This is a genomic window from Bradyrhizobium diazoefficiens USDA 110 (assembly GCF_000011365.1).
GTDB lineage: Bacteria > Pseudomonadota > Alphaproteobacteria > Rhizobiales > Xanthobacteraceae > Bradyrhizobium > Bradyrhizobium diazoefficiens.
Window position 1 is genome coordinate 3,907,636 of the sequence record NC_004463.1, and the last position, 21,038, is coordinate 3,928,673.

Genomic DNA, 21,038 nt, shown 5'->3' on the forward strand with positions numbered 1-21,038 from the left:
GCGGCGCCAAGCTCTATTGTAATATTTGATATATCATGTATCAACGCTGAGGCGGTGGCGTGAAATCGTGTAAGGGCATCATGAAACCAGTTTTTGGGGTGGTGGCGGACGATCTAACCGGCGGTATGGAGACCGCCGCCATGCTCATCGCTGCCGGTATCGACTGCGCGTTTGTCACCGACCCCGAACTTGTTGCGACGATCGGCGACATCCCCGCCATCGTGGTTGCGCAAAAAACGCGCGTCATCCCGGCTGACGAAGCTGTTGCCAGGAGCGGGAAGGCGGCGCGGGCTTTGCTCGCGCGTGGCGCGCGTCAGATCTTCTTCAAGTATTGTGCGACATTCGATTCCACCGACCGCGGCAATATCGGTCCCGTGGCGGACATGCTGATGCAGCTCACGGGCGCGGACCACACTGCGTTTTGCCCCGCCTCTCCCTCGCTTCGTCGCACCGTCTACAACGGCCATCTCTTTCTCGGGACCGAGCTGATCTCGGACTCGCCGAAGCGCAACGATCCGCTGACGCCGATGACGGATCCCGATCTCGTTCGCGTGTTGCAGAGGCAGACGCCAACCAGGGTCGGCCTTCTTGCCCATCCTTCGGTCAGTGCCGGCCCTGCACATTTGGAGCAGGCTATCGCGTCCGCGACCGGGCAGGGTGTTCGCTACTTCATTACGGATGCGATCTATGATCGCGATCTCGATGTGCTCGCCGAGCTGACTTCCGACTGGAAGTTGATGACGGGCAACGCAACTATCGTTCAGCACTACCCTGCGATCTGGAAGGCGCAGGGGCTCGTCGCCCCAACGAGCAACCGGGCGCGCTTGCCCGCAGTGGATGGCAGCGGGGTGGTTCTTGCCGGCAGTTGCGCGGAACGCACGCTCGAGCAACTCGCCGAATTCGAACGACACCGCCCAGTGCTTCGGATGAATCTCCTGGCGGCCGACGATGTCGGGTCAGCAGTCGGGGTGGCGCTCGACTGGGTGCGACCGCGGCTGAAGGACGGGCCTATCGCCATCTCAACCTCGGAGTCTCCCGAAGTCGTCAAAATGGTCCAGGAGCGATATGGGCGCGAAGGTGCTGCGCAACTTGCCGAGACCATCCTCGGCCGTCTCGCTGTTTCTCTTCGTGGTGCCGGAGTCCGCCGCTTCGTCGTCGCCGGCGGCGAGACCTCGGGTTCGATCGTTGATCACCTTGGCATTCGAAGCCTGCGGGTTGGCCCCTATGGCGGCCCGGGCATCGGCACGGCCACGACCGACGACGCGGATCCGATCGCCCTTTGCCTCAAGTCCGGCAAGCTCGGGCCGGTCGACCTGTTCATGACGACGCTGAAATCGATGCTGAATCCGGAGGATGCCAATTGAACGAGCTCGAAACCAGGCAATCGCTGCTAAACATCGTCGAGACGCTTGAAAAGAAGGGGTTCAATCACGGCAGCAGCGGCAATGTAAGCTGCCGCCTCGGGGAGGACATTCTCATCACGCCGAGTGGTGGCAACAGCGGCAACACGACGCCCGATCGCCTGGTGCGGCTGAAGCACGACGGAACCGTGCTCGGCGGCGGCCTGCCGTCCAGCGAATGGCATATGCACCTCGCCATCCTCAAGGCCTATCCGCACGTGAATGCGGTCGTACATACACATGCCGACTGCTGTGTCGCGCTGGCATGTCTTGCGAAGCCAATTCCGGCGTTCCACTACATGGTCGCGGGTTTTGGCGGGAACGACGTGCCGTGCGTTCCCTACGCGACATTTGGAACACGAGCGCTCGCCGAAGGCGCGGTCGCCGCGCTTCGGAAGCGCAAGGCCTGCCTGCTGGCCAACCACGGGATGATCGCCGCGGGCGCAAGCCTGCAGGCGGCTTTCGATCTCACCGTAAAGCTTGAGACTCTTGCCAGGCAGTATCTGCTCGCCTGTCAGGCCGGCGCGCCGACGATCCTTCCCGATGATGAAATGGCGCGGGTGCTCGAACGCTATGCGAGCTACGGCCGAGTTGCTTTACCAGCCTGATCGAAGGAGGGCCCATGGAGATCACCGGCAAGACCAAGATCATGTTCGTGCTGGCGCACCCGGTCGACCATGTTCGCGCAAGCGCTGTCTTGAACACCTATTTTCAGTCCATCGACGACGACGTGGCGGTATCGCCGCTTCATGTGCTGCCGGCCGATCTGGGGGCAGTTCTCGCGAGCGTCAGGCTGATGCGCAATGTCGTCGGCTTTGGTGTCACGATCCCGCACAAGACAGGCGTGATCGAACATCTGGATGAGACGACGCCAACGGCGGCGCTCATCGGCGCCGTCAATTTCGTCAAGCGAACGGCTGACGGACGCCTCATCGGCGACAATCTGGACGCGCGGGGTTTTGTCGCCAGCCTTGCGCAGCATCAGATTGCGGTTCGTGGCCGGAAAGTGCTCCAGGTCGGAGCAGGCGGTGCGGGGCGCGCAACCGCATTCGGCCTGGCCGAGGCCGGCGCACGCGAGCTGACCATCATGAATCGGGATGGAGCGAAGGCGCATGCGCTCGCCGAGGCGGTGTCACGGCGCTATCCGGAGACGAAGGTCAATGCCGGGCGCGCTGAGGCACGCGCGTTCGACCTCATCGTCAATACGACGTCGCTCGGCATGAAGACGGATGACCCTCTGCCGCTCGATATCGAGGGAGTGGGTCCCGCGACCGCCGTCAGCGACATCATCGTCACCCCCGAGGTGACCCGGCTTCTGGAACAGGCCGCAGCTCAGGGCGCGAGAACCATCGGCGGCAAGCCGATGCTCGACGCGCAAATGGCCCTTGTCGCGCGCTTTATTGCGCGATAGCCTGATATATCAAATATTATATCGAGAGCGGCCGCCGTGGATCGAGGTCCCCGGCATCAGTGTAAGGGGCATTTGCCTCCCGCGTCGTACCAGGCGGTCAGATGGGAAACGAGATCTTCGTGAAGGCTGCATCGACCACACCGGCAACAGCGGGCGCATCCATCCGCATCAGCCGTCTGGAAAAACGCTTCGGCCCGGTTTTTGCCGTCGACGGCGTGGATCTCGATATTGCCGCCGGCGAATTCATCGCTTTGCTTGGACCTTCCGGCTCCGGCAAGACCACCATCCTGATGAGCGTTGCGGGGTTCGAGTTTCCGACAAGCGGCACCATCCAGGTGGATTCCGAAGACCTCACCTATGTGCCCTCGAACAGGCGCAACCTGGGAATGGTATTTCAGAACTACACGCTGTTCCCGCACATGACGATCTTGGACAACGTCGCCTTTCCTCTGAAGATGCGTGGACTGCCGAAGGCCGAGCGTCATGCGCGCGCCGAAGCTGCGCTCGAAACGGTGCGTCTGGGCGGTTACGGCAACCGTCGTCCCAACGAGCTCTCCGGCGGCCAGCAGCAACGCGTGGCGCTCGCGCGAGCCGTCGTCTATCAGCCGCGCGTCCTGTTGATGGACGAGCCACTCAGCGCACTCGACAAGAATCTGCGTGAGGACATGCAGCTCGAGATCAAGCGCCTGCATGCCGAGCTCGGCATTACCGTCATCTTCGTCACTCACGATCAGAGTGAGGCCCTGACCATGGCCGACCGGATCGCCGTCCTGAAGGATGGTAAGATCAAGCAGATCGGGCCGGCACGCGAACTCTACGAGAGGCCCGCAAATCTCTTCACCGCCGGCTTCATCGGCGAGATGAATTTCGTTGACGTCACGGTCGAAAGCGTCGGCGACGTTGTCTCGGTGGGGCTGCCATGGGGTGAGACGTGGCAACTGCCGGCGACCGCAGCGGTCGATGCAGTGAAGGCCGGCGAAGCCGCGGTGATGGCCGTGAGGCCCGAGCGGCTACGGCTCGGCGCGAGTGCGGCAGGGCAAATCGTCAACGTCACGCTGAGCGACATCGTCTATGCGGGGTCAGCCATGCTCCTGATCGGCCGCCTGCCGGATGGTACCGAGATGCGTGCGCGCATTCCGGGCGAATCGCAGCTCAGCTCCCTGGCTCCCGGAGACGTTGCGTCCTTCACCGTGCCTGCGGCGGCGATCCTGCTCTACCGAGGGAAGCGGTGATGACGAAGGAGGTGCGATCGCAGTTCTGGTACTCCGATGGCCGCAGGCTGAGCGGCCTGTCGACGCTGCTGCTGCTGCTACCGTTCTTCGCCGTCATCGCCTTCGTCTTCATTTATCCGATTGCGCAGCTCCTCCTGATCAGCTTCTTGGAGCCGCATCCGACCTTGGACAACTACGCCCGCGTCGTCGACAACCCGGTTCACGCGCGCGTCCTGATGCGCACGCTCTGGACTGCTGCGCTCGTGACAGCCCTGTCCGCGGTTCTCGGCTTCCCGGTGGCCTACTATATGAGCCGGACGAAGGGGGCGCCCGCCGCCCTTGTCGCGGTCTGCGTGATCCTGCCGCTCTGGTCGAGCGTACTGGTGCGCACCGCCGCCTGGTCTTTCCTGTTCCAGCGCAATGGGCTGATCAACTCGGCGTTGATGGCCCTCGGCCTGACCTCGCAGCCGTTCAAGCTGCTCTACACCCAGAGCGCGGTGGTCATCGCCATGACTCACGTGTTGCTGCCGTTCATGATCCTACCGATCTACGGCGCCTTGCGCAGCATTCCGAACGACTATACGCGGGCGGCCGCCGTGCTTGGCGCGACGCGCCTGCGGACCTTTCTCGAAGTCATTCTTCCATTGAGCCTGCCGGGCGTCGTTTCCGGATCGCTGCTGGTGTTTCTCACGGCGCTTGGTTTCTTCATCACGCCAGCGCTTCTCGGCTCACCGCAGGAGATGATGATCTCGACCCTCGTGTCAAAGCAGATCCGCGAGGTCCTTGACTGGCCCTTCGCCGCCGCATTGGTGGGGGTGCTGACGTTCTTCGTGACCTTGCTCGCGATCGTGTTCAGCAAGACGTTGCGTTTCGACCGGCTGATGGGGAGCGCCTCGTGAAACCGCCGACCGACCGAGGTTCCCTCGTGCTGGGCGCCTATGTTTATGCTGTGCTGGCATTCATCATTGTGCCGCTCGTCATCGTCATTCCAATGTCGTTCAGCCAGAACGACTACCTGGCATTCCCGCCGACCGGTTTCACCTTGAAATGGTACGCCGAGTATTTCGACAGCAGGCAGTGGCGTGCGGCCACCTGGCTCAGCGTGCAAGTGGCGCTTCTGACGGCAGCCTGTGCTTCGCTGATCGGAACCGCAGCCACCTATGCCATGGTCCGTGGTCGCAGCCGGCTCGTGACCCTGTTCCAGATCCTCCTGATAGGGCCGATCATCGTGCCGCATATCGCGCTCGCCGTCGGTCTCTACCTGTTTTTCCAGACGATCGGTCTCTCGGGAACCGTTCCCGGCTTTGTGCTTGCACATACGGTTCTGACCCTGCCGTTCGTCGTGTTCACGATGGCGGCGGCCCTGGGCAGCGTCGACGCCAATCTCGAAGCGGCGGCGATGAGCTGCGGTGCGACGCGCTTTCAGGCCTTTCGCTTCGTGACGCTGCCGCTGGTCCTGCCGAGTCTTGCGAGCGGCGCGCTGTTTGCCTTCATCATCTCCTTCGACGAACCCGTCGTGTCGTTCTTCCTGTCCGGCATACGCCAGAAGACGCTGCCGCGTCGTATGTTCGAGGACATCGAGCAGAATCTGACACCCATAATTCCTGCGATCGCGACGCTGCTGATCGTCCTGTCCATCGCGATCTTGCTGGGAGGCCATGCACTCCGGTCCCGCAGCAAGACTCAGTCAAGCGCCGGATGAGAGCTCAAAGAGGAGAACGTCGATGTCGAAGAAGACCTGGAAGCGGACCTCAGCACTGCTTGCGCTGGCTTCCGCTCTTTCTGTAACGTTGCCGGCTGCCGCTCAGAAGCTCGAAGATCAGCTGGTGATTGCCACGACCGGTGGTCTGATGGGCAACACGCTGGCGAAATACTTCTACGAGCCCTTCAACAAGGCCAGGAATGTCGAGGTCGTCCCGGTCGCGGTCGAAGTTCCCGACCAGTGGGCGCGCGCCAAGGCAATGCAACGAACCGGCAAGATGGAGTTCGACATCGTCACGGCAACCGGTCCAGATCTGGTCGGGCGCACCGACATGCTCGAGAAGATCGACTGCGCCAAGCTGCCGAGCGTCCAGAAGTTCGGCGTCTCCGATGCCTGCCAGCCCTACGGTGTCGCTCGCACGACCGGAGGCATGCTGATCACCTACAATACCGAGGCGTTCAAGGAGAAGGCACCGAAGACCTGGGCCGATTTCTGGGACGTGAAGCAATTCCCCGGACCTCGTGGCCTGCCTGATACCGGCGACAGCGACTGGTGGGTGCCCGTGGCCGCGCTCCTCGCCGACGGCGTCAAGGCGGACCAGCTCTTTCCGCTCGATCTCAATCGCGCCTACAAGAAGCTTGACGAGATTCGTCCCAATGTCTCCGTCTGGTGGAAAACAGGCGATCAGGTGCAGCAGATCATGCGCAGCCGCGAGGTGGTCTTGGCCATGAGCTATTCGGGACGCGCGCTCGCCGTCGTGAAAGAGGGCGCTCCGGTCGCCATGTCCTGGGATCAGGCCATTCGCGACACCGGCTATATGGCTGTTCTCAAGGGCGCGCCGGACCTCAACGCGGCCATGGCCTATCTCGACTTCTTCTATGCGAGCCCCGACGCCCACGTACCGTTCATGCGGGCCGTCAACTATGCAACTGCCAGCAAGTCGGCCATCGAGTTGCTGAAGCCGGAAGAGCGCAATCTCTATGCGACCTCGCCGGAAAACTACGAAAAGCTGGTCAAACCCGATTTCGCCTGGATCGGCGAGCACCGCAACGAATTGCGCGAGCGGTGGATGGCCTGGCTGACGCGCTGAGCCGCGACAGCGTCTCCCGCGGCTTCGCGTTCGCAAGATGAGGACGGACCATGGATCACACCAGTGACCCCAGTGCGATGCGCTACGTCATCGATCCGAGCAGGCTCGATCTCGTAGAGGAATTCCGCGCGAGCCCGCTCGGTGTGCACAGTCCGGAGCTCCGCAAGCTGCTGGCGCGGATGCGATGGGGCAGGCCGGAAGGGCGACTTGTCCTGATCGTGCTCGAGCCGGGCAGGGCCTGGCGGCTGTCGTGTATCCCCAAGCGGCGGGGCGATCCCATGCCTTTCGTCGATGATCGCGTCTTCACCTCTCTCGCTGAAGCGGAGTGGCATGTTTTCAAGCTGCGTTGGCAGGAAACGACTGGCGCGACGCTGCCTGCGGAGGTTTCGGGTGATTTATAGGACGAACGAGTATCTCGGCTATCCGGACCGCATCAGCGTTCCAGCAGGCGAGACGGTCCGCTTCCAGTTGAGCAGCAAGCGGCCGAACGTGAAGGTCGAGGTGCTGCGGTTGCGCTGCGGCGATGTCGATGTCAACGGTCCGGGCTTCAAATACGAGGTGATGACGAGCAACGTCGACGGCGAGCACGCCTGTCTCGATCAGCCAATCCGGCCGGGATCCAACGCGATCGTCGAGCACGATGGCGCTCTCGCTCCGACCGGGGGACACTGGTGCTTCGGCGCCTACGTCTGTCCGACGCGCATCGCCGACAATGCCAAGGCCGTGATGGGCAATTGGTGCGAGGCCTCGGGGCGCGGCTACGCTCTCGAGCTTGATGAGGAAGGATGCCCGGTTCTGGTCCTCGGCCAGTCAACCGGAGCGTCGGCCCGTTTTACCCTCGACGTGAAACTGCGACAGCGCGTCTGGGCGTTCGTATCGGTCGCGATCGATCTCGTACGGCGATCGGCAACGCTGTCGTTGATCGTTCCGGCGAATGGCGTTCAGCCGACGGTCGCCCACGCGAAATCATTCGCTCTGCCGCTGGCGCTTGCGCTCGACTCGGGATTGCCGTTCCTGATTGCGGCCCATCATCTGAACGGGGAGCAGCAATACGCGTCTCATTTCGACGGCAAGATCGAGGCGCCGCGGATCTTCTCGCGTCCGCTGGAGGCGGAGGCGCTGCGCGTGTTCGATTGCCAGCCGCGGACAGGTGCGACCGAGGCCGGCCTTGTCGCTTTCTGGGATTTTGCGGACGGGATCTCGACGCTGTCTGTCAAGGACCTGTCGCCCAACGGTCTGCACGGCAGCCTGCGCCAGCTGCCCCGCAGGGGCGTCACCGGCTTTCATTGGTCGGGGAGCGTCCATGACTGGCGGCTCTCGCCGCGCGAATATGCGGCGATCCATTTCCACAGCGATGACATCTACGATTGCGGGTGGCAGACCACGTGCGCGCTCGATGTGCCGGCCGATTGGCGATCGGGCGTCTATGCGCTGCGGTTGACGCCTGGCGGGAATGACCCTGAGGCGAACTGCGAAAGCTATGTCACTTTCTTCGTGACCCCCGGCAGGAAGTCCAGGCGAGCCGATTTCGTCATCGTCGCTTCGGTGGCGACTTATCTGGCTTATGCCAACAGTGCATTGCGGCTCTATCAGGTTCACTTCGAGACTCTGATGGAGCACGTCCTGTGGCTGCCGCAGGACGACGTCTTTATGCAGGAGAACCCGGAGATCGGGCAATCGACCTATGATTGCCATGTCGACGGATCGGGGCGCGCCTACAGCTCCTGGCTGCGGCCCATCCTCAACATGCGCCCGCGGGGCTACTGGTTCAATCTGATCAACGACACCCACATCCTCGATTGGCTCGAGGAGAAAGGGATTTCCTACGATCTGATCACGGATGTCGAGCTCGATCGCGAAGGGGCACGGGCGCTCGCGCCTTATCGGGTCGTGATGACGCCGACCCATCCCGAATACTACAGTTTCAGCATGATGAACGCGATCATGGCGCACCAAAACGCCGGGGGGCGGCACATCTCGATGGGAGGCAATGCGTTCTACTGGCGCTGCGGCTTTCATCCGGCCGCGCCCGCGGCGCTGGAGGTCCGCCGCGGCATGGCCGGAACGCGGACCTGGGAGTCGGAGCCGGGCGAGGTTCATCTTGCCGGCACCGGCGAGCCGGGCTCGTTGTGGCGGCACTCCGGCTTTGCACCGCAGAAGCTCGTGGGCGTCGGCTTTTCGGCGATGATCAACGACACTTGCGGCTACTATTTGCGCACGGCCGAGAGCGAGGACGCGCGCGCCGCCTTCATCTTCGAGGGCGTGGACCGCGACGAGAAGCTCGGTGACTTCGGCTTTCGCTACAATGGTGCGGTCGGTAGCGAGATCGACCGCTACGATCTCGATCTGGGAACGCCGCGGCACGCGTTACGGATTGCGACCTCCGAAGGTCTGGGGGCAGGCGCGCTCCCGACGCCGGAAGAGTTTCGTACCGTGGTTGACGGGCTTGACGGCACCCAGAACGCCTTGGTCCGCGCCGACATGGTGTTCTTCGAAACCGCCAATGGCGGTGCGGTATTTGCCACTGGCTCGATCACCTATGGCGTGTCGCTGGGCCACAACAACTACGACAACAACATCAGCGCTATCACCCTGAATGTCGTGACACGGTTCCTTGATCCGGCGCCGTTCGTCATCCCCGCCCAGGCTTAGGGCACGGACACGGCTTCGATCAGAAGAGATCTCCCATGACTGACAAGCGCCATTTCCAATCTCCGGAATTGGGAGCCATCAACGTCGCGCCGCGAAAGGTGCGCCCGATGCATGCGGACGAGCATTGGGGTAGCCAGCCCTGGTACGAAGCGCCGCGCGAAGACCCCGAAGTGCCGGAGGTGTACACCTATACCGACGCGATGTCTTACGATCCGGGAGGGGAGGTTGCCTTCCATTCCAGCGCGACGGCGAAAACCTGGCGGTTGCAGGTCTATCGCGATGGCCTTGAGCCGGAAATGGTGCATGAGGTCGATGCACTGGACGGTGTGTTCGCGCCCACGCCACCTGACGCCTACCGCAATGGATGTAACTGGCCGGTCACGCACCGGTGGAGATTGCCGTCCGATCTGCGCTCCGGGTTCTATCGCGTGATCTCGTCCTGCGAGCGGGCGAATGGCGGCCGATTCGTCCAGCATCACTTTTTCGTCGTGCGCCCATTGGAAAGGACACGGCGTGCGAAGATCCTGATGATCCTGCCGACGGGTACCTGGACTGCCTACAACGATTTCGGTGGTGCCAATCACTACTTCGGCGTCGAAGGTCCGGGCCGGGACGAGCCGTCGCCGGTGTTGTCGCTCGAGCGACCATGGACCCGCGGCATGGTCTGGCTCCCCGCAGGTGCGCCCCGCATCTGCGCCGATCCTGCGCCCGAGATGGGCGATGCCCCGCGCTATCCGATGAAGGAGTGGGCCTTTGCCAATGGCTTTGGCCAGTATTACGCGGCGGCTGGCTGGGCCCAGTACGATCGTCATTTCGTGTTGTGGGCGGAGAAGGAAGGCTATGCCCTCGACATGATCACCCAGACCGATCTCCACTACCTGCCTGAATTGCTCGACGGCTATCCTTGCGTGACGATCATCGGCCATGACGAGTACTGGACATGGGAGATGCGTGAGGCGATCGAGCGCTATGTGGAAAGCGGCGGACGGCTCGCGCGTTTCGGTGCCAACTTCCTGTGGCAGATACGACTTGAAGAGGATGGCAAGCGGCAGGTCTGCCACAAGTTCAAGGCGATCCACAAGGATCCCATCGCCGGCACGGGCAGGACGCATCTCATGACGTCGGCCTGGGAAGACCGTAACGTGCGTTGGCCCGGCGCCTCGACAGTGGGTGTGAACGGCGCACACGGCCTCTATGCGTCCTGGGGAGGTTTTGCACCGAACGGCCAAAAGGGCTTTACGGTCTATCGCCCCGAACATTGGGCCTTCGCCGGCACCGGGCTGCACTATGCCGACATCTTCGGCGACAAGCAGCACATCTTTGCCTACGAGGTCGACGGACTCGACTACACTTTCCGCAACGGCCTTCCGTTTCCCGTTCCCGCCGACGGGCAGCCCGAAACCATCGAGATATTGGCCATGGCACCTGCCGTCCTCGCCGAGGACGAGCCGCAAGGCGAGGGCTTTCGCTACTACGTGCGCAGCAGCGATCACGAGGGCCTGGTGGAATGTCTTACCGGCGAAATCACGCCGGAGGGACTTGCCCGCTACAAATACGGATCTGGCATGATGGTGCACATGACCCGTGGCAAGGGCGAGGTTCTGACCGCCGCGACCTGCGAATGGGTGATGGGGCTAAAGCGCGGCGACCCGTTCACGCAGCGGATCACCCGAAACATTCTCGACCGGTTCACGTCGTCGACGCCTGCTGTGCCGCGAGAGAAGAGGGCGTGATCGGGCAAGCCACGCGTGAACGACAGCCCGCGCCATGCACAACGGACATCGCGGAGTTTGAACCCATCGCGCGATCATCGACGCTGTGACGGAGGCGCGAAAGATGCGCCGCTGAGGTCAATCCTCCCCAGGCGTCATGTTGCGGGTGCCGCCATGCTTTTCCAGGAGCCGCACGAGGTTTTGGCCGCCCTCCATCATGTCGGCCTGGATCGCTTCCCGCACCTTATCGGGACGGCGTTGTCGCAAATAGTTGAGCACGGACAAGTGCTGATGCTCGTTCGGATAAATTGGTGGCGCGTGCGGATAGTGAAAATTCAGCAAGGGACCGTTGCGCATCCAGATATCGTCGAGAATGGCAAGCACCTCGGGAAGTCCAGATCCATCGTACAGGCCGCGATGGAATTGCCAGTTGGCGCGAACCGCGTCCGACCACCGACGCTCTTTTTCGGCGCTGATCAACTCGTGATGGATTGCTTCCATCTTGTCGATGCCTGCTTCGGAAATGCGCGTCGTGGCGTGCTCCCCGGCGAGGCCTTCGAGAAACAGCCTCACGGTCCTGAGCTCGATATACTGCTTGGCTGTCATGTGAGCGACCATGATCGAACGGCCAGCCTGCATCTCGAGGGCGCGCCCGCGCACGAGTTGCATCAATGCCTCGCGAATGGGTGTCTCCGACACGTTCATCGTCGCAGCGAGCTCGCGGATCTTGAAGCGGTGGCCCGGCCAGAACCGGCCCTCCATCAGCGCCTGTCGCAGGTTGTTGTAGACAAGGCTTGTCAGGCTATCGCGGGCGACGGGACCAACTCCGCTCTCGCCAGGCTTCTGTTCCACGTCGTTCATTTCGGTCCCTCGCAAGGGTTTGGCCGTTTGTGCCAACCCCACCACCTGCTCGAATCCACTTTATATATAATATAGGAAGGCAGATTTGCCGAAATCATTAGCCGCTGGCGCCGATTCTGCCGAAAGGAGGTCACTCCTTGTGGTCGGGTTGCTGCACATCGGCATAGGGAGACAGCCACTTGCAATTCACCTGATAATATATGATATATCGTCTTGGAGTTGGAGAGGGCCGTCATGCCGGGATTGAACCGAACAAGGGACACCACGCTGCGCGCACGCGCGGAGAAGGTCGTGCCGGGCGGGATGTGGGGGCACCTCCACGCGGCCAAGCTGCCGGACGGCTATCCGCAATTCTTCCGGCGCGGCGAGGGCGGGGTGCTCTGGGATGTGGATGGTAACCGGTACGTGGATTTCATGTGCAGTTGGGGACCCAATCTGCTCGGCCACCATCATCCCGAAGTGGAGGAGGCTGCCGAGCGTCAGCGCCGTGAGGGGGATTGTCTGAACGGCCCGGCGGAAGTCATGGTCGAGCTGGCCGAGCTCGTCGTGGATATGGTGGGTCACGCCGACTGGACGCAATTCCAGAAGAACGGCACCGACGCGACTACGACCTGCGTCACCATCGCGAGGGCAGCAACGGGCCGGCGAAAGATTTTGGTCGCCAAGGGCGCCTATCATGGTGCTGTGCCTTGGTGCTCCCCGTCGTTGCTCGGTGTGACTGCAGAGGATCGCGCCCATCTCGCATATTTCACTTTCAATGATGTCGAGAGTCTCGAGGTGGCGGCAAAGGCGGCCGGCGACGATCTCGCCGGCATCCTGGTCTCGGCATACCGCCACGATCTCGGGCTCGACCAGGAACTTCCCACCGTGGAGTTCGCGCATGCGGCACGCCGCATCTGCGACGACAGAGGGGCTGCGCTGATCATTGATGAAGTCCGCGCAGGCTTGCGCCTGAACGCTGCCGGGAGCTGGGAAGGGCTTGGTGTCCGCCCCGACCTGTCCGCCTGGAGCAAGGCGATCGCCAACGGCTATGCCCTGGCGGCTGTCACCGGAGCCAATTGGCTCCGCGGTGCCGCGTCCCAGGTCTTTGTCACCGGGTCATTCTGGGCCGGCGCTGTCGCGATGGCTGCCGCCGTGGCGACGTTGAAGATCGTGCGCAGGGACAATGTGCCGAGCCGTCTTGCACAGCTCGGGCAAATGCTGCGTGAGGGCCTTGAGACACGTTCGCGCCAGTTCGGCGTGTCAATTCGCCAATCGGGGCCTGCGCAGATGCCGACTCTCCTGTTCGACCAGGATCCGGCTTACCGGAAGGGTTCGGCCTTCTGCAGCGCGATGTTGGCGCGAGGCGTTTACTTCCATCCCAAGCACAACATGTTCCTCTGCGCCGCGCACACCGAGGCGGACATCGCCGAGGCGCTCCAAGCCGCCGAACATGGCTTTGCTGTGGTAGCAGGGCTGTGATTCCTTGCTCTGCTTGCCGTTTCCAGGTTTAGTCAGCCGTGCCGATGCGGGCCTTTAAGGCCATCCTCGCCTATTCGGATCGGGTGTTCGATCAGCTCCCGTTGGCTCCGGAATCAATCTGCTTCAAGCCAGATTGGTCGGTGCAGAATCATCGGACCTGCGCCCAAATGGCGTCAGGGCCAGACTTGGAAGCTTATTGACGGCACCGTTAATGCTGATCCGGCTTCTGTAGCTTCTCGTCCCGCACGGATGTGTTCATTGGCGAGCTCGATACCGGATACCTCGGTAGCTCCGCGCGGCTGGCAGTCATCAAGCGAGCGCCGCTACTGCTTTCGTGTGGGTTCTGGCCGGTATTTCCCTAGTCGACGAAGCGCTTGCGGCGGCGTTGCTGACCGCGGCGGCCGACGAGCGACGCGAAAAATCTGCACTCCAGGAGGCGATCCGGTTACTGCTCGGTGAGCGCGATATCTTCGGCGCCTACGACAAGGAGACTCTGGAGGACGCCTCTGACCGATCACTTCGGCAGAGTGCTCACGACGTGACCCAGACATTGTCGACCTCAAAGCTGATCGACATTGGTGTCCTCAGGGCAGATGCCATTCGTACGGAGACAGTAGGCAACCTGGCGGACATAAGAACTCCATACTCTCCGATTCTATCAACTCTCTATGCAACCGAAAAATTCATAGGATGGAACGTCTAGCGTGTCACCCTTTGCCGTACTCATCGCCGGCTGGTTCGGCGTCGCGCCTGACGCCGTCCGGATGATCACGGACGGCGTCAACAAAACTCTTCGCGTCGTGAGCGATCATGATGACGTATTCGCACGCTTCTCGCCTACCTCCTTGCACAGTCGTGAAGCCCTTGAAAGCGCAACGCTCCGACACACATTGGTCTTATAGAGGTCATTGCTCAAATGCCTTCTTCGATTTTGCGCCATCGCGCCCCAATCGTGATCCGATAGCAGCAACGGTTGTTTCTTTCCTTGATCTATTGGAGTCGAATCCAGCATCGATCACATTCCTCGTTTCCGAGGCAAGTGCCGAGGTGGCAGGCTTTTCGGTCGCGCGAATAACAGTCCGTCGGGTCAGGGAGATCCAGATCGGTGCGCATGCTGCGCAAAGAAATCGTGGGATCGGAGGCGCATTAATGAGCTGGGGATCGTCAAAGCGCCTTTGGAAGTTTTCCAAACGCAGGCCAACTGGCTCGAGTCGTCAATGATCGAGGCATTCTAAGTCGCACCGCACGCATTTGCGTTGCGGTGACGATAGCGTCTCACTAGAGAAGCGATGTAGATAGTGAGCAATCGGACGTTGCCGATATAAACGCAGGCAACTGATCTGAATACGAGTCTGCGGAGGAGCTGAATCACAAGCGATAAGCGTCGGCCGCGCGCAGACGCGGCGAGCCGATCTTGGATCCATGATCGTTGCAGGTCGAGCGTGGAGCCAGTTCACGTTGGGCGACGTGTTGCTGTTGAGGGACTTTCTGGAAATGCGACGTGCAGTTGAGGTTGGGACGGCAGCTCGCTTTGGTGCGACACTGCTAGGTGGAGTGATGTTGCTGGCGTGGTTCGAATCGCCCGCTCAATCCCAAACCTCGCAAGGCGCCAACTCGCTTCCACCCGTTACTGTCGATGCTCCAACGCAACAGACGATCCATCGCACGCCGAGCAAACGAGATGCGTCTCGGGTTCGATCAACTTCACGGCGCGTCACGGCGCCTGGTGCCCTGCAAGCCGAAGCTGTCGCTGCGCAGTCGCAGCCGTCGCGGTCGGGTGTCGTGCCCGCCTTCGCAGGCGGCCAGGTCGCTCAAGGCGCGCGACTAGGACTGCTCGGAAACACCGGCACGATGAAGTCACCGTTCAACGTGACGAGTTACACGGACAAATTCATTCGCGATCAGCAGGCAGCGACGGGGGCGGACGCCTTGATCCTCGATCCTTCCGTACGAAGTTCCCATCCAACGGGCGGTGTGCTCGATTCGTTTTACATCCGTGGCTTCCCGGTCAACGAAGGCAATAACGGTGAATTTGCCTTCGAGGGCCTGTACGGGATCGCGCCGACATACCGCATCTTTACGGATTACGTCGAGCGCATCGAAGTGCTCAAGGGTCCCTCAGCCGCGCTCTCGGGCATCGCGCCCAATGGCGGCGTCGGCGGCGTTATCAATGTCGTGCCTAAACGCGCGGGAGAGGATTTGACGCGCTTCACCGTGGATTACGGCTCGGCTGCACGGTTTGGCGGTCACTGGGATGTTGCGAGGCGTTACGGCGACAGCAAGGAATGGGGCGTACGCGCCAGCGGTAGCCTGCGCGACGGCGACACGCCCATCGATCGCCAGTCCGAAACGACCGGGGTCGGGTCGCTGGCCCTCGACTATCAGGGCGAACGGTACAGGTCCTGGCTCTACCTCATCGCCCAGACCGATCGGTTCGATGCTCCGTCACGTCCGTTCCTTATGGCTGCCGGCGTGCCGGTGCCAAAGGCGCCGGACGGCCGGCTGAACGTGACGCAGCCCTGGGAATGGTCGCGCATCAACGACCAATCGGTCTTGTGGCGCAACGAATACGATGTAACCGATCAGGTTACGCTGTTCGCCGACGTGGGCGGCTCGCGGACCAATGTCGAGCGATTCTTCGGTCTTCCGACGATCACCAACACCAGGGGCGACACGACCTCGACGCCCCAATTCTTCGGGCTCAGCATCGATCGACATACATATGATGGCGGCGTCCGGGCCCGCTTCGATACCGGGTTCGTTCGTCATGCCGTCACCTTCCAGGCCTCGGTCTATCACGACGAACTGTACCGGCGGCTTACCAATGGCACGCTGGTTACGTCGAACATCTATAGTCCGACAGTCGCGCCAACTCAGTTCGCAAACGAGATCGCAGGACGCCCTCGGCTTTCGGACAGTCAGCTCACAGGGCTATCGATTGCCGACACCTTGTCCGTTCTCGACGAGCGCGTCCTGTTGACGTTGGGTGTCCGGCGCCAGGGCGTCGAGGCGAACAACTATGTTTCCAATGTCGGAACGCTGGCGAACTCCTACGACAAGAGCGCGACCACTCCCGTGGTCGGCCTCGTCGTCCGGCCCCGAGACAACGTCTCCCTGTATGCAAACTACATCGAAGGTCTAAGCAAGGGCGATATAGCGCCGCAGCAGACGGGTGTTTCCAATGGCGGCGAGATACTCCCGCCCTACATCGCCAAACAGTACGAGGCCGGCGTCAAGGTGGATTTCGGGCGGGTCGCAACCACCTTCAGCGCCTTCGAAATATCGAAGGCGAGCGGCGAAACGTTGGCCGGGCGCTTCGGGGCGACTGCCGAAACGCAGGTGCGCGGGCTCGAATTCAACGTCTTCGGCGAGCTCAGGCCCGATGTTCGCGTCCTCGGGGGCGTTTCGCTGCTGGATGGTACCCTGACGAAGTCCGCCATCACGTCACGTGTGGGCAATACGCCGATCGGCGTTCCGAACGTGCAGGCCAATGTCGGAGCCGAGTGGGATCTCCCGTGGGCTTGAATGGCGCCGTCATCTATACAGGCCGGCAGTTCGTCGATGCGGACAACAAGCAGCCGATCCCGGATTGGACGCGGCTCGATCTCGGCGCCCGCTACACGACGGCGATCAACGGCAGGAAGACGGTGTTCCGCGCGAACATCCAGAACGTGACCGGTACGACTTATTGGTCCAGCGTGGCCTCATTCGGAACGTTCTTCCTGGGAGCACCGCGCACGTATCTGCTGTCGATGACCGTCGACATGTAATCGCTGCTCTCACAGAGCGGTGAGACGCTTCGGATCCTGCTGACAAAAAGCAGGCTGGTCGATGTGCAAGTGTGCCTTCTTCCGCCAACGTGCTCTGTCCCGACCGAAGAGGTAGATCCCGACAGGGTAGCGGAGCTCCACGCGCAAATTCGAAGGACGCCCTGTACGTGATGGACAGTCTTCACCGGCTAACAGTCGCGCACCGTCTGCGACTGCCGCTGGTGCCAGTGGTTCTCTTGGACCTACCAGTCGGGCACGGGAACGCCTGCGGGCGATGAGGTCGGCGATCCGGGCGGCGGACCAAGATCACCGTCCGGTCACTGGTCCGCGGAGCGTTGCCGACATCCGCGATGAACTTCCGACTGTGAAGGACCGAAAGCGGGTTTGAAGATGTAATTTCGGCGCAGTGTCGGCAACCGGATTAGATGATGCGTGGGAGAACGTCGGTGCGCCGGTCCTTGTCGAAATAGCGGTGCTTCAACGCACCGGCGACGTGCAATATGACCAGAGCCAGCAGGCTGTAGGCGAGGGTCTTGTGCAAAAACTGGAACAGTCTGAATCGATCATCATCCTTCGGCAGAAGTTCAGGAAGGTGGATGCCGAAGAAGAACACCCCGTCGCTGTCGGTGAAAGAGCTGGACATCGCATAGCCCATTAGCGGGACAAGCAGCAGCAGCGCGTACATCGCGACGTGCACGGCCTGCGACAGGAGTCTCTCCTGGGCGGGGAGCGGCGCCGGTCCGGGCAGGCGTGACATCGCGCGGATCGCAAGCTGCGCAAGAACGATCAGGAACACCAGCACGCCGAAGGATTTGTGCCAGGGATAAAGCAGGGTGAATTTCTCCGTGACGGTATCAGCCAGCACGGTCATCATCCAGCCGGCCGCGATGAGGCCCAAGGTCAGCAGGGCGCGCACCCAGTGCAGGATCCGCAGTGCCGCCGGATACTTATCGTTCGTTGGGTCAACGTCGTGAATCATGCTTTAGACTCCTTGCCGGGAACGGTCTAGAATGCACATCGGGCAACGGGCATCCACGAAGGTGCGGTTCAGGTAATGTCGGTAGGGGGGTGAACATCCGTGAAGTCGGTTCTTCCCGCTTGGTGCGCGAGACATGTTAGGTTTGAATCGACGCGTCGGGTGCAACATTGGATTCATGGTCCTCAAGCGGAAGTGTGATCTCAAAAATGGCGCCTCCGCGTGAGGATGTCCGATACGCGACACGTCCGCCATGTGCCTCGGCGATGGCGCGAACGATGGATAGGCCCAGCCCAGATCCGCCATAACGTGGCGAGCGCGATAGGGCGCCACGTGCGAACGGATCGAATGCCCGCTTGGCAAACTCCGGCGGCATTCCGGGACCGTCATCCTCGACGCGAATGATGGCGGAGTTGCCAGACTTCAGAGTCGAGAGTTCGATACGGCCGGGCTTCGCGTAGCGTTGAACATTATCGAGAAGGGCGAGCAACGCCTGGCGAATGCGAATCCCGTCGCCGAGAGCGACCAAATCTGCCAGCGTGAGTTCGAGCGAGAATCCGGCGTTTGCGAGCACGGGCTCCAGCAGGTCGGCGACGTTTTGAATTTCCGCGGCGAGCGCGACCGGCCCTCTCCCAAGATCCAGGCGCCCGCTATCGGCCAGCGTGACTGTACGCAAATCGTCGACGAGCCGCGAGAGCCCGTCGATCTGCAGCAGCAGATTTCCGATTGACGCTTCATCGGGCGTGAAAACGCCGTCGGCGATGCCCTGTAGCCGGCCCTTCAGGATCGTGAGGGGCGTTCTGAGCTCGTGTGCGATCGCGGCATTCCAAGCGATCATGTCGTCTGCGTTATCTTGCAGCCTCTGTGCCATCGCGTTGAAATCGGCTACCAGATGAGCCGTCTCGCCGAGCGACCGATCGCCGGGGGACGCGCGCGCTGACAGGTCTCCTGCAGCTATTTTGCGCGCGGTTTCCGCCAAGGAGTTCAGCGGAGCCAGGATTCGTTTCGTCAGCCGGAGCGCGACAACGATCGCAAGGGCCAGTCCGACAAGAAGGAAGACTGCGATCATCACCAAGTCCGGCGCTTCTGGCAAAAGGGGAGGCGGCCCGGGTGGTGGCGGAAAATAGCTTAGATAAATTCCATAGAAGACGAATGAACCGACGAAGACGATCAGCATCGCGATGGTCGCCACGACGCTCATTGAGACGATGATCTGCTGACTTAGGCGATACCGCTTCATATCGCGGCCAAACGATAGCCGATGCCGCGAACACCGGACAGCATGCCAGGCGCGCCGGCCACGTCCAGCTTTTTGCGAAGATTGCTGATATGGCTGTCCACCGTCCGCTCGAGGGCGTCGCTGCCGGGTAGGCAAGCATCGACCAGTTCACTTCGCGTGAAGGCTTTGGTCGGTGTTCGCGCCATGTGAGCCAGGAGACGAAATTCGGTCAGTGTGACCGGCAGTGGTTGTGCCGTTCCATCCACTTCGACCTTTACCATGTGGCCATCGAGATCAATAGCAACGCAATCGACGCGCAGCATGCCGCCGGCGCTTGACCGGCCAGCCCGCCGCAATACCGCTTTGGTGCGAGCAACCACTTCGACCGGATTGAACGGCTTCACGACATAGTCGTCAGCCCCGATGCGCAGTCCCTGCAATCGATCGATATCCTGGTCGAGCGCAGTGATCATAATGACGGGTGTATCGCCCCGGCGGCGGATCTCGGCCAACACCTCCCATCCGTCGAGGCGGGGCATCGTCACGTCGAGAAGGATGAGGTCCGGTTTCAGCGCAAGGTGCAGGTCGAGTGCGGCTCGGCCATCGCCGGCGCGGACCGTGCGGAAGCCCTCACGCGTTAGATAGGCGTCGAGAATTTCGCAGATCTGCGGTTCATCTTCGGCAATGAGGATAAGGGCGTTCATCGGAACACGAGGTCAGGCGTCACTGGATGGGGTCTCTTGGCATAGGGTGAGAGTCCCGTCGACCTATTACAGGCCTTCTCCACCAAGTCTCCATCAATTCTCCATGGTCGATCGACCGTTGCCAGCGATGACGCGGCATACCGGTCCTGCCCGGCGGGCTGGTGGAAGCCGAAGCCGCTCTTGGATCGCCGCGACGCTCTGTAAGGACCATTTCGCATGCGCATCGACCCTGTTCGCACCGCCATTTACGGACTTCCGGTGGTTTTGGCTATTACGCTCGTCTTCGCTATTGCGCTCGTTTTCGCGCGCGACGTCGCGGCAGGACGCACCATGCCGAGAACCGGTCCCTTTGGAGCCTGGCTGACTCAGGCGGGCGACGCCAAGGTGGTGGTGAAGCCCTGCGGCGCGGCAATATGCGGCAAGGTCGTGTGGCTGAAGCAGCCGATCGATAGCGCAACAGGCAAACCTCAGACAGACGACAAGAACCCGGATCCGTCTCTCAGAACGCATCGCATCGTGGGGCTTCAGCTCTTCCTCGATATGCTGCCCTCCACATCGAACTCATGGTCGGGGCGAGTCTATAACGCGGATGACGGCAAGAGCTACGCCAGCACAGTTACCCTACTTGATGCAGCACGACTGGAAGTGCGGGGGTGCGCCGGTTCGGTGTGTGGGAGCGAAATATGGACTCGGGCTGCGCGATAGCCCCGGCATTTAGATGTGAGGTCGCATCATCGCCTGCGACGTCTTCCACAACAGTGGCTTCAGCGTGAAGTCCTCCACCAAATCCCAACTTGGCCTCGACTCTGCGTCAACAGCCGCGAGGCAATGCGCAGGGAGCGAGACGGTGGCCGGGCCGCAGCCCACCT

Annotated in this window: 17 protein-coding genes and 1 pseudogene; 14 read left to right on the forward strand and 4 right to left on the reverse strand. The window is 61.7% G+C overall.

What is annotated here, in order from left to right; all coding sequences use genetic code 11:
* Positions 1-80: 80 nt before the first annotated feature.
* The 10 genes from otnK (at position 81) to BJA_RS17600 (ending at position 11,199) form a co-directional block, all read left to right on the forward strand.
* On the forward strand, positions 81-1,364 hold the full coding sequence (gene otnK / locus BJA_RS17555; protein WP_038965938.1) for a 3-oxo-tetronate kinase: 1,284 nt from the start codon (positions 81-83) through the stop codon (positions 1,362-1,364).
* Positions 1,361-2,008 (forward strand): class II aldolase/adducin family protein, encoded by a 648-nt coding sequence (locus tag BJA_RS17560; protein WP_011086324.1) that lies wholly within the window; start codon positions 1,361-1,363, stop codon positions 2,006-2,008. The genes otnK and BJA_RS17560 overlap by 4 nt, the downstream gene beginning before the upstream one ends.
* A gap of 14 nt (positions 2,009-2,022) precedes the next feature.
* The gene (locus tag BJA_RS17565) at positions 2,023-2,811 is read left to right on the forward strand and encodes a shikimate dehydrogenase family protein (RefSeq protein ID WP_011086325.1); all 789 of its coding nucleotides are present in this window, start codon (positions 2,023-2,025) and stop codon (positions 2,809-2,811) included.
* Between the two features lie 101 nt (positions 2,812-2,912).
* Positions 2,913-4,043, forward strand: a complete 1,131-nt coding sequence (locus BJA_RS17570) for an ABC transporter ATP-binding protein (protein WP_011086326.1) — start codon at positions 2,913-2,915, stop codon at positions 4,041-4,043.
* The gene (locus tag BJA_RS17575; RefSeq protein WP_038965937.1) at positions 4,043-4,921 is read left to right on the forward strand and encodes an ABC transporter permease; all 879 of its coding nucleotides are present in this window, start codon (positions 4,043-4,045) and stop codon (positions 4,919-4,921) included. The genes BJA_RS17570 and BJA_RS17575 overlap by 1 nt, the downstream gene beginning before the upstream one ends.
* A complete protein-coding gene (locus BJA_RS17580) occupies positions 4,918-5,724 on the forward strand; it encodes an ABC transporter permease (protein WP_011086328.1) in 807 nt (268 codons plus the stop codon). The genes BJA_RS17575 and BJA_RS17580 overlap by 4 nt, the downstream gene beginning before the upstream one ends.
* 22 nt (positions 5,725-5,746) lie before the next feature.
* Positions 5,747-6,814, forward strand: coding sequence for an extracellular solute-binding protein (locus tag BJA_RS17585; protein WP_028171909.1), 1,068 nt, complete (start codon positions 5,747-5,749; stop codon positions 6,812-6,814).
* 50 nt (positions 6,815-6,864) lie between these two features.
* The gene (locus tag BJA_RS17590; RefSeq protein WP_011086330.1) at positions 6,865-7,215 is read left to right on the forward strand and encodes a hypothetical protein; all 351 of its coding nucleotides are present in this window, start codon (positions 6,865-6,867) and stop codon (positions 7,213-7,215) included.
* Complete coding sequence (locus BJA_RS17595; protein WP_011086331.1) at positions 7,205-9,466, forward strand: N,N-dimethylformamidase beta subunit family domain-containing protein; 2,262 nt, start codon at positions 7,205-7,207, stop codon at positions 9,464-9,466. The genes BJA_RS17590 and BJA_RS17595 overlap by 11 nt, the downstream gene beginning before the upstream one ends.
* Before the next feature lie 35 nt (positions 9,467-9,501).
* Positions 9,502-11,199: a N,N-dimethylformamidase beta subunit family domain-containing protein gene (locus BJA_RS17600; protein ID WP_011086332.1), complete on the forward strand. Its 1,698-nt coding sequence runs from the start codon at positions 9,502-9,504 to the stop codon at positions 11,197-11,199.
* 117 nt (positions 11,200-11,316) lie between these two features.
* Here BJA_RS17600 and BJA_RS17605 read toward each other — a convergent pair whose 3' ends face one another.
* Positions 11,317-12,039 carry a GntR family transcriptional regulator gene (locus tag BJA_RS17605; RefSeq protein WP_011086333.1) on the reverse strand — a complete coding sequence of 241 codons (723 nt, stop codon included), beginning with the start codon at positions 12,037-12,039 and terminating at the stop codon, positions 11,317-11,319.
* 234 nt (positions 12,040-12,273) lie between these two features.
* On the opposite strand from BJA_RS17605, the gene BJA_RS17610 reads away from it, so the two are divergent.
* The 3 genes and pseudogenes from BJA_RS17610 (at position 12,274) to BJA_RS17620 (ending at position 17,270) form a co-directional block, all read left to right on the forward strand.
* Positions 12,274-13,500: an aminotransferase class III-fold pyridoxal phosphate-dependent enzyme gene (locus BJA_RS17610; protein WP_011086334.1), complete on the forward strand. Its 1,227-nt coding sequence runs from the start codon at positions 12,274-12,276 to the stop codon at positions 13,498-13,500.
* Positions 13,501-13,834: 334 nt separating this feature from the next.
* Positions 13,835-14,203, forward strand: a complete 369-nt coding sequence (locus tag BJA_RS17615) for a hypothetical protein (protein ID WP_011086335.1) — start codon at positions 13,835-13,837, stop codon at positions 14,201-14,203.
* Between the two features lie 719 nt (positions 14,204-14,922).
* Positions 14,923-17,270, forward strand: a pseudogene (locus BJA_RS17620) (TonB-dependent receptor).
* Between the two features lie 421 nt (positions 17,271-17,691).
* On the opposite strand, the gene BJA_RS17625 reads toward BJA_RS17620, so the two are convergent.
* The 3 genes from BJA_RS17625 to BJA_RS17635 form a co-directional block, all read right to left on the reverse strand.
* Positions 17,692-18,249: a cytochrome b gene (locus BJA_RS17625; RefSeq protein ID WP_011086339.1), complete on the reverse strand. Its 558-nt coding sequence runs from the start codon at positions 18,247-18,249 to the stop codon at positions 17,692-17,694.
* A gap of 136 nt (positions 18,250-18,385) precedes the next feature.
* Positions 18,386-19,486 (reverse strand): ATP-binding protein, encoded by a 1,101-nt coding sequence (locus BJA_RS17630; RefSeq protein ID WP_011086340.1) that lies wholly within the window; start codon positions 19,484-19,486, stop codon positions 18,386-18,388.
* Complete coding sequence (locus tag BJA_RS17635) at positions 19,483-20,169, reverse strand: response regulator (RefSeq protein ID WP_011086341.1); 687 nt, start codon at positions 20,167-20,169, stop codon at positions 19,483-19,485. The genes BJA_RS17630 and BJA_RS17635 overlap by 4 nt, the downstream gene beginning before the upstream one ends.
* 216 nt (positions 20,170-20,385) lie before the next feature.
* On the opposite strand from BJA_RS17635, the gene BJA_RS17640 reads away from it, so the two are divergent.
* On the forward strand, positions 20,386-20,874 hold the full coding sequence (locus BJA_RS17640; protein WP_011086342.1) for a DUF2147 domain-containing protein: 489 nt from the start codon (positions 20,386-20,388) through the stop codon (positions 20,872-20,874).
* The last annotated feature ends 164 nt before the right edge of the window (positions 20,875-21,038 follow it).

Excerpts from the sequence above, each read along its gene's own strand:
- BJA_RS17600 (WP_011086332.1), top strand. The coding sequence starts at position 9,502 with ATGACTGACAAGCGCCATTTCCAATCTCCGGAATTGGGAGCCATCAAC.
- otnK (WP_038965938.1), top strand. The coding sequence starts at position 81 with ATGAAACCAGTTTTTGGGGTGGTGGCGGACGATCTAACCGGCGGTATG.
- BJA_RS17635 (WP_011086341.1), bottom strand. The coding sequence starts at position 20,169 with ATGAACGCCCTTATCCTCATTGCCGAAGATGAACCGCAGATCTGCGAA.
- BJA_RS17625 (WP_011086339.1), bottom strand. The coding sequence starts at position 18,249 with ATGATTCACGACGTTGACCCAACGAACGATAAGTATCCGGCGGCACTG.
- BJA_RS17605 (WP_011086333.1), bottom strand. The coding sequence starts at position 12,039 with ATGAACGACGTGGAACAGAAGCCTGGCGAGAGCGGAGTTGGTCCCGTC.
- BJA_RS17640 (WP_011086342.1), top strand. The coding sequence starts at position 20,386 with ATGCGCATCGACCCTGTTCGCACCGCCATTTACGGACTTCCGGTGGTT.
- BJA_RS17585 (WP_028171909.1), top strand. The coding sequence starts at position 5,747 with ATGTCGAAGAAGACCTGGAAGCGGACCTCAGCACTGCTTGCGCTGGCT.
- BJA_RS17610 (WP_011086334.1), top strand. The coding sequence starts at position 12,274 with ATGCCGGGATTGAACCGAACAAGGGACACCACGCTGCGCGCACGCGCG.
- BJA_RS17590 (WP_011086330.1), top strand. The coding sequence starts at position 6,865 with ATGGATCACACCAGTGACCCCAGTGCGATGCGCTACGTCATCGATCCG.
- BJA_RS17570 (WP_011086326.1), top strand. The coding sequence starts at position 2,913 with ATGGGAAACGAGATCTTCGTGAAGGCTGCATCGACCACACCGGCAACA.
- BJA_RS17630 (WP_011086340.1), bottom strand. The coding sequence starts at position 19,486 with ATGAAGCGGTATCGCCTAAGTCAGCAGATCATCGTCTCAATGAGCGTC.
- BJA_RS17565 (WP_011086325.1), top strand. The coding sequence starts at position 2,023 with ATGGAGATCACCGGCAAGACCAAGATCATGTTCGTGCTGGCGCACCCG.
- BJA_RS17575 (WP_038965937.1), top strand. The coding sequence starts at position 4,043 with ATGACGAAGGAGGTGCGATCGCAGTTCTGGTACTCCGATGGCCGCAGG.